Annotated in this window: 11 protein-coding genes and 2 pseudogenes; 7 read left to right on the top strand and 6 right to left on the bottom strand. The window is 71.7% G+C overall.

Going from position 1 to position 11,923, the window contains the following annotated elements; translation table 11 throughout:
* Nucleotides 1–909, bottom strand: a pseudogene (locus GT045_RS06640) (hypothetical protein); the annotation flags it as partial.
* 748 nt (nt 910–1,657) lie between these two features.
* Between GT045_RS06640 and GT045_RS06635 the strand changes: the two are divergent.
* From GT045_RS06635 to GT045_RS06625, 3 genes are all read left to right on the top strand, one after another.
* Entirely contained in the window at nt 1,658–2,413 is a 756-nt protein-coding gene (locus GT045_RS06635; protein ID WP_161333590.1) for a GPP34 family phosphoprotein, read from the top strand.
* 227 nt (nt 2,414–2,640) lie between these two features.
* Nucleotides 2,641–3,498 (top strand): helix-turn-helix transcriptional regulator, encoded by an 858-nt coding sequence (locus tag GT045_RS06630; RefSeq protein WP_161290680.1) that lies wholly within the window; start codon nt 2,641–2,643, stop codon nt 3,496–3,498.
* A gap of 189 nt (nt 3,499–3,687) precedes the next feature.
* Nucleotides 3,688–3,879 (top strand): DUF397 domain-containing protein, encoded by a 192-nt coding sequence (locus GT045_RS06625; RefSeq protein WP_161290679.1) that lies wholly within the window; start codon nt 3,688–3,690, stop codon nt 3,877–3,879.
* 108 nt (nt 3,880–3,987) lie between these two features.
* Here GT045_RS06625 and GT045_RS06620 read toward each other — a convergent pair whose 3' ends face one another.
* Nucleotides 3,988–4,494 (bottom strand): glutathione peroxidase, encoded by a 507-nt coding sequence (locus tag GT045_RS06620; protein ID WP_161290677.1) that lies wholly within the window; start codon nt 4,492–4,494, stop codon nt 3,988–3,990.
* Between the two features lie 179 nt (nt 4,495–4,673).
* Nucleotides 4,674–5,651: a helix-turn-helix domain-containing protein gene (locus GT045_RS06615; RefSeq protein ID WP_161333589.1), complete on the bottom strand. Its 978-nt coding sequence runs from the start codon at nt 5,649–5,651 to the stop codon at nt 4,674–4,676.
* Between the two features lie 84 nt (nt 5,652–5,735).
* On the opposite strand from GT045_RS06615, the gene GT045_RS06610 reads away from it, so the two are divergent.
* Complete coding sequence (locus GT045_RS06610; RefSeq protein WP_161333588.1) at nt 5,736–7,040, top strand: MFS transporter; 1,305 nt, start codon at nt 5,736–5,738, stop codon at nt 7,038–7,040.
* Between the two features lie 22 nt (nt 7,041–7,062).
* On the opposite strand, the pseudogene GT045_RS39515 reads toward GT045_RS06610, so the two are convergent.
* Nucleotides 7,063–7,170, bottom strand: a pseudogene (locus GT045_RS39515) (slipin family protein); the annotation flags it as partial.
* Here GT045_RS39515 and GT045_RS06605 point away from each other — a divergent pair.
* Nucleotides 7,162–7,443, top strand: a complete 282-nt coding sequence (locus GT045_RS06605; protein WP_161333587.1) for a hypothetical protein — start codon at nt 7,162–7,164, stop codon at nt 7,441–7,443. The pseudogene GT045_RS39515 and the gene GT045_RS06605 sit on opposite strands and share 9 nt — an antisense overlap.
* Nucleotides 7,443–7,676, top strand: a complete 234-nt coding sequence (locus GT045_RS06600; RefSeq protein WP_161333586.1) for a hypothetical protein — start codon at nt 7,443–7,445, stop codon at nt 7,674–7,676. The genes GT045_RS06605 and GT045_RS06600 overlap by 1 nt, the downstream gene beginning before the upstream one ends.
* A 148-nt stretch (nt 7,677–7,824) precedes the next feature.
* On the opposite strand, the gene GT045_RS06595 is transcribed toward GT045_RS06600, so the two are convergent.
* The gene (locus tag GT045_RS06595) at nt 7,825–10,008 is read right to left on the bottom strand and encodes a trypsin-like serine protease (RefSeq protein ID WP_161333585.1); all 2,184 of its coding nucleotides are present in this window, start codon (nt 10,006–10,008) and stop codon (nt 7,825–7,827) included.
* 30 nt (nt 10,009–10,038) lie between these two features.
* Complete coding sequence (locus tag GT045_RS06590; RefSeq protein WP_161333584.1) at nt 10,039–10,554, bottom strand: hypothetical protein; 516 nt, start codon at nt 10,552–10,554, stop codon at nt 10,039–10,041.
* Nucleotides 10,555–11,004: 450 nt separating this feature from the next.
* On the opposite strand from GT045_RS06590, the gene GT045_RS06585 reads away from it, so the two are divergent.
* The coding region (locus tag GT045_RS06585; protein ID WP_202527340.1) for an ALF repeat-containing protein at nt 11,005–11,923 on the top strand (919 nt) is incomplete at its 3' end.

The following is an 11,923-nucleotide window of genomic DNA, read 5'->3' as shown; positions in this document are numbered from 1 at the left end:
GGCGGGGGCGGGGGCCGGGGCGGGGGCGGCCTTCGCGGCCGGGCGCATGTCGTCCTTGAGCGCGACGAACTTGCTGGTGCGCTCGGACTCGGACTCGGGCTGCGGCTTGGGTGCCTTGGGTTCGGCGCCGAGCTTGAGCATGGTGGTCGGCTGGTCGACGGCGGGCTTCTTGGGCTGGAGGGCCTTGAAGACGGTGGTGGGCTGGTCGACGTGGTCCGGCTCGCGCTTCGGCTCGCGCTTCGGCCCCGCCTCGGCTCCGCCTTCGGCGTCCGTGTGCCCACCCGCACCACCCGTGCGGCTCTCGTCGTCACCTGCGGGTGGCCCCTGTGGGTCGTCCCCGCCATCGGCGGCCGCCGGCTCGTCACCCTCCACACCGACATCGGCACCGGCACCGGCCTTGGCCCCGGCGTCGGCCTTGGCACCGGCGTCGGCCTTGGCATCCGCGCCCGCCTTGTTCTTGGCCTCGGCGTCGGACTGGGTCTTGGTCTTGGTCTTGGCAGCCGAGTCGGCCTTGGGCTCGGCGCCGGTCTTCGCGTCGGTCTTGGTCTTGGTGCCCGTGCCGGCCTTGGTGTCCGTGCCGGCCTTGGTGTCCGCGTCGGCCTTGGTGTCCGTGCCGGCCTTGGTGTCCGCGTCGGCCTTGCTCCTGGGCTCGGCGTCGGTCTTCGCCTCGGCCTTGGTGTCCGTGCCGGTCTCGGAGCCCGCGTCGGACTTGGAGCCCGCCTCCGCCTTGCTCTTGGGCTCGGCGTCGGTCTTCGCGTCCGCGTCCGCCGTGCTCTTCGGCTCGACACCGGCCTTGGCGGCGCTCCCGGTCTTGGCGCCGGACTTGGCCTTGGCCTCCTCCGAGTCCGCCTCCGAGTTGGCCTCGGCCTTCGTGTCGGCGTCCGCGTCGGCGTCCGGGCTGGACGGCACCTCGGCCCCGGCCTTCCCGGCGGACGGGGGCGTGGTCTTGGCGCCCCCCTTGCCGTTGGACGGGCTCTTGGTGTCCGCCTTCCCGGCGGAGGGGGTCTTGGTCCCCGTCTTGCCGTTGGACGGGCTCTCGGTGTCCGCCGTGCCGTCGGACGGGCCCTCGGCCTTCGCCTTCCCGTCGGTCGGAGCCGTCGGCTTCTCCTCCGGGGACGGGGCCGTGGGCTGCTGGGCCTCGGGCTTGTCCGCGGACCCGGTCTTCTCGGACTTTGCAGTCGCGTCGGCTCCCGGCGTGCGGACCCACGTCGACGCCGCCGCGCGCAGGGCGGTGTCCTCGCCGGGCGCGGGGGAGTCGGCCGGCTCCTTCGGCCCGGTCGGAGGGTCGGCCCGTACCGTCAGGACCTTCGTCGCCGTGTCCGTGACACCACCCGAGGAATCCTTTTCTCGGGCCACCGCCAGACGCGGATCACGCGCCTCGGGAACCGAACCCGCGCTCCCCGACGTCGGTTCCGCCGACGACTCGCGCTGCTTCGACCTGTCGGGGGACTCGCCCGCCACCGATGCCTCCTCCATGCGCCGCACGCCTACGCGCGCGCCCTGTCCGAACCATGTACCAGTGTCCTGTGTGAGGGCTTGGCCCCTGCGGTAGACGAGAACGACATACCTGCCGGTTCCCTCACGAACCGGTCACGCGCCCTCGACAGACCAATGTGAGAGGGGTCACCCTGTCATTCATCCACGCGGGGAGGCATGGATGGGCAGGAGCCGCAGAACACTTCCGGAGGAGCTTCTGCTGCTGGCATTGGACCCGACCACGGGTACCACTGCGCAGCCGCAGTCGCTCGACCTCGGTCTGGCCGGTGCACAGCTAGTGGAGCTGGCGCTGGCCGGACGGATAGCCCCAGACGGGGATCGTATCGCCGTGGTGGTGCCACGGCCGACAGGAGATCCGACTCTGGACTGCGCGTTGGAGTTGCTGCGAAGGCGTGGCGCTCCCGTGCGTGCCGTCCACTGGATCGGAGGGCCCCGGCTGGGGCTCAGGCAGACCTACCTCTCGCATCTGGAGCGGTGCGGCATGGTGCATGCCGTGGCGGGCCAGATGTGCGGGGTGCTGCCGACGACGCGCTACCAGGCGACGGACAACGAGATCAGCCGGGAGATCCGTGCCCGGCTGGACTCCGCGATCCGCACCGGCGTACCGCCGGACCCGCGGACCGCGGCGCTCGCCGCCCTGGCGCACGCCGTCGGGCTCGGCAAGCACCTGTATCCGGGGAACGAGGGGCGCTCGTCCCGGTCCCGGCTGCGGGACTTGATCCGGCACGACCCCATGGGCGGCCTCGTCGCCCACGCCGTCATGGACGTGCAGAACGGTGCCGCGGCCCAGCCGCGCCGCGGTCCGGCCACGGCCGGCCGGCAGGCCGCGCCCGCCGGGGCCCGGTCCGCGGAACCCGCACGCGGGGTCCCGATGCAGCCGCATCACGGCTCCATGGCGCGCGCCGTGGCCCACTGAGCCGTAACCCCCGGCCCCACAGACCCGGTTCGGGAGCCGCTGGTCCGAGCGGGGCGGTGAGACGCTCATGGTCTCACCGCCCCGCTCGGCCGCGTCCGGCGTCCACGTGCCGGAGCGGCGCCGCATATCCGTCGTTTCCCAGCGGTAGAAAGCACCTTGGTGGCAATCTGCTCAACAGCAGATACGGAAAGTCAAGTAACAGGCATGCAGCCGGAGGTGCACGTCCCGTGGCGTCCAATGTGAATCCGACCGTCAGGCGGCGCCGGCTGGGCCAGGAGTTGCGCAGACTCCGCGAGCTCAAGGGCATGACGGCCGAAGAGGTGGCGGAGCGGCTGCTCGTGTCGCAGTCGAAGATCAGCAGGCTGGAGAACGGCCGGAGGAGCATCAGCCAGCGCGATGTGCGTGACCTGTGCGGGGTGTACGAGGTCGAGGACCAGCGGATCGTCGACTCGCTGATGGAGATGGCCCGGGACTCGCGGCAGCAGGGGTGGTGGCACACCTTCGGCGACATCCCGTACAGCGTGTACATCGGGCTGGAGACCGACGCCGAGTCGCTGCGGGTGTACGAACCCCAGCTGGTGACCGGCCTGTTGCAGACCCGCGCCTACGCCGAGGCGCTGGTGCAGGGTGCGCTGCCGGAGACGTCAACGGCCGAGATCGAGAAGCGCGTCCAGGTGCGGATGCGCCGACAGGAACGTATCTCCGCCGAGCACAACCCGCTCCGGCTCTGGGTGGTGCTGGACGAGGCGGCGCTGCGCCGGGTCGTGGGCAGCAGGCTGGTGATGCGCGAGCAGCTGGAGCACCTGATCGAGATGTCCCAGATGCCGCACGTCACCGTGCAGGTGCTGCCCTTCGAGGTGGGCGCGCATCCGGGGCTCAACGGCCAGTACGCGATCCTGGAGTTCGCCGACGCGGCCGACTCCAGTGTGGTGTACCTGGAGGGCGTCACCAGCGACCTCTACCTGGAGAAGGCGCAGGACGTGCAGAAGTACGCCGTGATGTACGAACATCTGCGGGCACAGTCCCTCAATGTGGAGGCATCCCGGCAATTCATCTCGGATGTGGCGAAGTCGTACGCCGATTGACCGAGGGTCACCGAGGGCGCCGGATCGTACACCGTCGGCCCGCTCCGGTGGAAGGCTCACTTGGAATATGCCATCCGGTCGAGTGAACGGCCACTCCGCCAGAAGCAGTTGCCCGGTAGCGTCGATCACGCCAATCAGACGACATGGTTGGCGTGAACCGCACTACCGCAACTCGCAACAGGAGTGGACATGGCACTGATTCAGGGCGCTTCGGAGACGTGGATGAAGTCCTCCTATTCCGCGGGCAACGGCGCCTGCGTCGAGGTCAGGTCGCCCGCCGCCGCCGAGCTCGCCGTCCGCGACTCCAAGACCCTCGACGGCCCGGTGCTGGCCTTCCCCGCCGACGCGTGGAACGCCTTCGTGGCCTCGGTCAAGGTGTGAGGGGTTCCCCCTGACCCTGCTGACCACAACTGCACAAGCACCACCAGAAGAGCCCTCTCGACCGGTCGCCGTCCTTGCCGAGAGGGCTCTTTGCCGTTCCTGGTCCGCTCAGCCGAGCTGGCCCTCGATCGCGGCGACGACCTCGGCCGACTCCGGCTCGGTCTGCGGCGAGAAGCGCGCCACGACCCGGCCGTCCCGGCCGATCAGGAACTTCTCGAAGTTCCAGCGGATGTCCCCGGTGTGTCCCTCGGCGTCCGCGGAGCCGACGAGCCGCTCGTACAGCGGGTGCCGGCCCTCGCCGTTCACGTCCACCTTCTCGGTCAGCGGGAACGTCACGCCGTACGTCGCCGAGCAGAACTCGGCGATCTCCTCGGCGGTGCCGGGCTCCTGCCCGAGGAACTGGTTGCAGGGCACGCCCAGCACGGTGAAGCCCCGCTCGGCGTACCGCTCCTGGAGCTTCTCCAGCCCGTTGTACTGCGGGGTCAGGCCGCACTTGGAGGCCACGTTCACGATGAGCACGGCCTTGCCCGCGAACTGCGCGAGGTTCGCGGGACCGCCCTGGAGGGCGCCGATCTCGATGTCCAGCGGGGAGCCGTTGTGGTCAGTAGTCGTCATGCCCGGATGCTAGCCCCGCCCACCGCCCGCCCCGTCGCCCGGCCTCGACCCGACGTCTTCCGCCCGGTCGGCCCCCACCCCGCCGCCCGCGCCGACCGGACGCCTCCCGCCCCGGACGGTCCGCGCCCCGGTCGGTCCGCGCCCCGGTCAGTCCGCACCCCGGTCAGTCCCCGCCCCGGTCAGTCCGCGCCCCGCCGCCCGGCCTCGACCAGGGCATCCCCGGCCGCCGTCCGCGCGTACAGCACCGAGCGCCCGGTCCGCCGGCGTTCCACCAGCCCCGCGTCCCGCAGCACCTTCAGATGGCGCCCCACCGAGCCGAGCCCCTGACCGGTCACGGCGGTCAGGTGGCTGGTGCTCATGGGTGAGCCGAGCAGGACCAGCACCCCGGCCCGGGCGGCCCCGAGCAGCGCGCCCAGCCCCGCCGGCACGGCCCGGTCGGCGACGTCGGCGAGGACACCGGCGCACGGGTAGATCACCGCGTACCGCTCGCCGTCGTCCCAGGACACCCAGCCGTGCCGCTGCGGCGTCACCGGCACGAAGAGCAGCTCCGCCCCGGAGATCTCGCGGGGCGGATACTCCTGCAGGTTGACCTGCAGCCGGTTCTCGCCCAGCCACCGCGTGCGGCCCGGCCGCAGCGCGTCCAGCGCGCTCACCCAGCCGCCCCGGCTGACCTGCGCGGTCCGCCCGGCCACATCCGCCTCCAGCACCCGCCGACGCCGCCGCCAGTACGGCCGTACGGTCTCCTCCCACACCCGCTCCAGCAGCACGGCCGCCCGCTCGGGCAGGTCGTCCCGGTCCAGTCCGGCGGGGAGCGGACCGGCGAGGGCGGTGCGCAGATGGGCGCGGGCCGCGCCGGGCGTCACCGAGCGGACCCGGGCGACCTCGTCCGCGAACGCCTCGCCGTCACGGGGTGCCGGAGTCAGGAAGTCGGCGATCCACTCACGCCCCAGCCCGGCCCGTACCAGCTGCGCCGTCACCGGCTCGGCCGCCAGCCACGCCCGGTAGGAGGGCAGGTGGGCCCGCAGCCAGCCCTGCTCACCGGGATGGGCGCCCTCGCCCGCGTGCAGCAGCTTCAGACAGGCGAAGGTCTCGGCGAGCGGCGAGATCACGAACCGGCTGCGGGCGAGCGTGTCCGCGTTGAGCTCCCACCACCCCACCGGATCCCCCCCCGGGCCGTCACGACCTTTCGCCCCACCGCGAAACAATAACGAGCCCCCGCCGGGCCACCGAGACTCCCGGACATGTCCGGCTACCGAAACCTCCTCCGCACACCCGAGTTCACCCCGCTCTTCCTCGGCTCGGCCGCCCAGACCGCCGCGCAGACCGTCGGCGGCCTCGCCCTCGGCACGCTCGTCTTCCGCGCGACGGGCTCCCCGCTGCTGTCGGCGGTGAGCATGTTCGGCCCGTCGCTCGCCCAGGTGCTGGGCGCGACCTTCCTGCTCTCCGGCGCCGACCGGCTGCCCCCGCGTACGGCCCTGACGGCGATCGCGCTGGCCTTCGCGGCCGGTACGGCGGTGCAGGCGCTGCCCGGCCTGCCGGTCGGCGCGGTCTTCGCCGTCGTCCTCACCCTGGGGCTGGTGGCCTCCCTCGGCGGCGGGGTCCGCTGGGGGCTGCTGAACGAGATCCTCGCCAAGGAGGGCTACCTGACGGGCCGCTCCCTGTTCAACATGATGAGCGGTCTGATGCAGATCACCGGGTACGCCACCGGCGGCGCCCTGCTGGCCGTACTGTCCCCGTACCTCTGCCTGCTCCTCGCGGCGGCCCTGTACCTGGCCGCCGCGCTGGTCCTGCGCCTCGGGCTGACCGCACGACCGCCCCGGGCGACGGGCCGCACCTCGCCGGCGGTGACCTGGCGCACCAACGCCCTGCTGTGGTCGTCCCGGCCGCGCCGCCTCACCTATCTGGGCCTGTGGCTGCCCAACGGGTTGGTCGTCGGCTGCGAGTCCCTCTACGTGTCGTACGCCCCCCACGAGGCCGGCACCCTGTTCGCCTGCGGGGCGCTCGGCATGTTCGCCGGGGACGTGACGGTCGGCCGCCTGCTCCCCGCCGCCGTGCGCGCGCGGCTGGCCACTCCACTGCTGCTCCTGCTGGCGACGCCGTACCTGGTGTTCTGCCTGCACCCGCCGGTGACCGTCGCGGCGGCCTGCGTGACGGTCGCCTCCGTCGGCTTCGGCGCGAGCCTCGTCCAGCAGGAACGCCTGATGGAGCTGACCCCCGACGAACTCGCCGGGCACGCCCTGGGACTGCACTCGGCCGGCATGCTGACCCTGCAGGGCGGCAGCGCGACGCTGGCCGGCACGGTGGCCCAGTTCACCTCGCCCGCCGTGGCGATGACCGCGCTGGCGGCGGCCTCGGTGGTCGTGACCCTGGCGCTGGCTACGGCTGCCCGCCGGCCTCTGCCGCGTCCTCCCGGGGATCGGCCTGGGCAGCCTGGACGGGCGGAGCGGGCCGGCTCTGCGGGACCTGCGGGGCCTGCGGGCTCTGTGAGTCCTGCTGTGGGCCCTGCCGGCCCTGCGGGCTCTGCGCCGGAACGCTCGCCGTCCTGACCTCACCGTCGATCTTCTGCACCGCCCGGTCGAAGTACCGCAGCAGTTCGACGGGGAACGGCATCACGAGGGTGGAGTTCTTCTCCGCGGCCACCTCGACGACGGTCCGCAGCAGACGCAGTTGCATGGCCTGCACCCGATCGAGGACTACGAGACGGGCCAGGTCGTGGTCCGGAAGTTCGACGCGGACGCCGAGATCGCGGACGCCTGGATCCGCCTTCGCTCCGGCAACGCGCTGCCCGAGGACCACGTCCTGCTGGAGCACGAGCTGACCGAGCTGAGCTGTCTGCGCGAGCATCCCGGAGCCACCTACCAGGAGGCGCACCGGGTCGCGAACGAAAACTACAATCGGCAGAGCAGGGTTCCGCTGAACAAGCGCGAGGACTTCGAAGGTGAGTGGTGATGGCGTCCCTCGTCTACTTCAGGAAAGAGTCCGAGGACGGGATGGTCATCCGCTATTCCTTCGGTGAGGACCCCGCGGAGATGACGCGGCTTTTGATCATGAACACGTACACGCGGACGGCCCAACCGGACGACGGCGATGTCGACTACACCTTCCTCAAGGCGTCCCGGAAGATCAACGCCGTGTACGACGAGCGAGCGCAGTGGCCGGAACGAGGCATGAGCGCAAGCTGACCGGCGCCCCGTGGCGCTCCGAACCTGCTGCGGCATGCCCGCGCCGTGCCGTGAGCACGGTGAAGGGCCGGTCCCGGGGCGTCCTAGCCCCGGAACCGGCCCTTCCCGTTCGTTCCCCTACGGGTCAGCGGGTCAGCGGGTCAGCGGGTCAGCGGACCGCGGATCCGAAGGCCTTGCCGCCGGACGGAATGCCGCCCGTGCCAGGCCGGAGCACCGTGACGTTCCCGTCCGCAGCGGCGTTCGTGGTGTACGAGGTGACGTTGCTCCACGGCACCTCGTAGACCGACCCGCCGGCCTGCGGGCCGTTCGGCATGCCGATGTAGATCTGCGTCGGCGACAGGCCGATCACCTGCCCCATGTGCTGGTTCGCGCCCGGGGTGCCCGGCACCTTGTTGAAACCGGCGTACAGGACGTCGTTGTGGTCACCGGGGGCGGTGAGCAGGGAGAACGTCTGCACGGAGCCCGCGCCGGCCGTGCTGCCCTGGGACTCGCCCGGAACACCGACCGCGAGCTGCGTGTCGGCCCAGGACGGCGAGGACTTGCCCGGGGCGAGGTTGATGGCGGCGACGGTCTCGCCGAAGCGGTCACCGGTCTCGATCCCGCCGACCACGTCCGGCTGGTCCTGGTGGATGACCCTCAGCTGCGTCCACTCGCTCTTGGCCGGGAAGTCGATCGTGTAGACGGCACCCGCGTTGGCCACGTTGGTCGTGCCGTCGCTGCCGACGATGCCCTCGCCCGGCGCGCCCACGGCGATGATCGAGTCGCTGTTCGTGCCCTTCGGGATGATCGCGACGGACTGGCCGAACGCGTCCCCCTTCTCCGCGGAACCGGAGATCTTGTCGCTGTCCTGGTCCAGGCCCGCGCGCAGGATCGGCTTGAGGTTGAGACCCAGGTTGTGGGTCAGGACCGCCACACCACCCGCGTCCGCCTTGTCACCGATGTCCTCGCCCGGCTCACCGACGACGATGTTGGTCATGTCCGCCGCCACCGAGGTGCCGACCCTGTCCCCGGCCTCCGGGGAGCCGGGCAGGCCGGCGTCCTGGGAGAGGAAGACGTTGGTGGCACCGTGGACGTACACCACGGAGCCCGCGTCGGTGACGGAGCCGACGTCCTCACCCGGGTCGCCGATCACGACGTACGGTTCGTTGTCGCGGGTGACACCGGCGGCGATGGAGTAACCGAGCAGGTCGCCCTTCTCCTTGCCGGCCTCCTTCAGGCTGCCGTTGCCCTCGCCCTGCGCGTAGTTGTCGGAGGCGCGCCCCTTGCCCAGGCCGGCGGGGGAGCCGTAGATGACGGAGACCATGCCGACGTCCGCGATGGAGCCGGCGTCCTCGTACGGGCTGGAGACGGCGAGGTCGGTGTAGCCGTCCTTGTTGTAGTCGACGGTGGCCAGCGCGTAGCCGAAGCGGTCGCCCGCCTCGGCGTCCCCGGGCACGGAGTCCAGGCTCTGGTCGAGCTGGGCGGTGCCCTTGCCGCCGCCGTAGACGACGTGGACGGCACCCGCCTCGGTGTCCGTGCCGACGGTCGCCTTGGGGTCACCCACGGCGGTGTCCTCGACGCCGTCGCCGTTGAAGTCGGCGAACGGCGCGGACTCCACGGTGGACTTGACCCAGCCGGCGATGTCGTCGGTACGGGTGACGACACCGTTGGTGGAGGTCTGTGCCGCGTCGGTGCCGAAGCAGCCGCCCTGGTCGGAGCGGGAGGCGATACCGAGCAGGCCGGCGGAGGTGAACACGGGCGCACCGGAGTCACCGGCGCAGATCGCCGCACCGGAGGTGCCGTGGACGGCGAAGTCGGTGGCGTTGACCTGGTCGACCTGGAACGACTCGCCGTGGAGCTTCAACGGCGCCCACTCGTCCTTGGTGCGGCCGTAGCCGGTGACCGACACGGTCGCGTCCTTGGCGGGCGCGGTGGCCGAGACACCGGGGAGGCCGACGTCGGTGACGGGCGCGGACAGCCGGGCCAGGACCAGGTCGCGGTCGTCACGGGGGACGAGCTGCACCACGTTGCGGACGACGCCTGCGGTGGTGGTCAGATCGGTGCGGCCGATGGTGGCGGTCGTCTTCAGCTTCGGCGCCCCGGCCGGGATCCTGACGGAGGCGGCGGGGTCGTCCGCGAAGCAGGACGCCGCGGTGGCCAGCCACTGGGGGGCGACCAGGACCGCGGAGCACGCCTTGGTACCGGCGCCGATGTCGAGGCGGGCGGTGAAGGCGTGTCCGGTGTCGGTCTCGGGCTTGCCGCTCACGGCGTGCGCGGAGAGGGCGGGAGCGCCGATGACGGCGGCGGTCACGAGGGCTGCGAGCGCGGTGCCGCGCTTGCCGGTTGTGGTCATGATGGTGTGGTCGTCTTCCCGGAGTGTCGGCTACTTGCTCGTGCGGATCTCGACCAGGACGAAGTCACGCCCGTCCGGGTCTGCGGCTTCACCGGCCGCCTTCCACTCGCCCTTGCCGACGTCGATGCTCTGGGTCGCGCCGTCCGTGGTCAGCTTCACGTCCGCCTCGTGGTCCGCCTCGCCCTTGACGCCGTAGACGGAGGGGATCTCGAGGCTGAGGTAGCCGGAGGAGCCCGTGGCGCGGAAGCAGATCTTCTCGCTCTTGCGGGAGTACACCTCCATCAGACCGGTGCCCGAGGCGCAGTCGGCGAGCGTGACGTGGCCGTCGCCGCGCTTGAGCACGATGCCCTTCTGCGCCTTGATGGCGTCCGCGCCCGGATAGTTGAAGTCCTCGACCGCGTAACCGGGTGCGCCGTCGACGACCGTGGCCGCGCGGTCGACGGTCGTGTGGCGGGTGGTGCCGGAGGTGGCGGACGCGAAGGCGACCGCGCCTGCGCAGGCCGCGACCACCGCACCTGTGGCGATGACTCGCCGTGCGAGATACATGGATGTTCCCCCTGAGGATTTTCCCTTGAGTTCCCCGAGCGCCCTGGGAACAGGGCGGGTCGAGTCCGTGACACGCCAGGGGGACACCGGGAGGGCGTCCTGAGTGTGACCATGGGTCAGGCGGCCCGGACAGACGGTGCATTCAAACAAACGTGCGTGTCGCCCGCCACTGAAATGTCGGCTCCTGACGGGATCAATACGGGCAAAAGGCCGTGTGCCCTTTCTCACTGCGAGATCCACAACTGACGCCTGGTCAATCTCACTGCCAGTGGCCTAAGTTCAGCCCCGCGTCATCTTCCGTTGCCGTTCCGCACGGCAGCGTCCGCCGTGTGCTCCGGGGCTGACCGGCCCGCCTGGCACCGGCCTCGATCCGCACGCGTTCAGCTGACGCACCTGGGTGGCCGTCCCTGAACAGGCGCACGGTGCCCGGTGCAGATCCATGGGGGATTCTTGAACACCACGTACTGGAGCCGGCGCCGTCTGCTCACCGTCGCCGGTGCCGCCACCGCTGCGACCGCGGTCTCGCTCGCAGCTCCCTCCCGCGCTCTGGCCGCCACCGGTGCCGCCACCGCCGCCACGGCCGGTCCCCCGGACCTGCCGAACCTCCCGCACCTCCCGGACACCGCCCGCGCGAAGGTCGTCACCGCGTGGAAGATCGGCGGCCGGTCCGTCAAGAGCGCGGCGACCCAGGCACTGACCGGTTCCGCCGCCGACATCGACCGCTTCCTGGCCGAGGACCTGGCGAGCGCCACCGCCGAGGACAACCGCTTCGCCCTCCTCAAGGCGCTGCCCGCCACCGGCAAGGGCGTCGCCCGCGACGCGGCAGCGGCGCTCGACGCCGGCGACGACGCCGTCCACGCCTTCCTGACCGGCGGCTACAAGACCGCCGAGCTGGAGGACCTGCGCGTCACCACCCTGGCCATCCTGAACAGCGGCGGGACCGGCGTGAAGCGCGAGGCGCAGTCGGCCCTCGACGCGGGCACCGACGACGCCCTGACCAACTTCCTGCTGAACACCCAGATCACCGCCCGGCGCGAGGACGAGCGGGCCGAGGTCTTCGCGATCCTCGCCACCGCCTCCCCGGAAGTGAAGAAGTACGCCCAGCGCGCCCTGGACGACGGCAGCCCCTCCGCTGTCCACTGGTTCCTGAACACCGGCCAGCACATCGCGCGCGCCCGGGACCAGGAGACCGCCACCATCGAGCAGCTGGTGGCGATCGTGCAACGCGAGGGCAAGCGGGCCCAGCTCACCTCCGACCGGGCCGTCGCGGCATCCGCCAAGGCGAAGGAGGCCGCCGCCCAGGCGAAGGCAGCCGCCCAGAAGGCGGCCGCGGAGGCCGACGCGGCCCGCGACGACGTCGCCAGGTCCG

Source organism: Streptomyces sp. SID486 (assembly GCF_009865385.1).
Taxonomy (GTDB): domain Bacteria; phylum Actinomycetota; class Actinomycetes; order Streptomycetales; family Streptomycetaceae; genus Streptomyces.
Note: the sequence above shows the minus strand (reverse complement) of the source record. Positions and strands in the feature narration are given on the sequence as shown.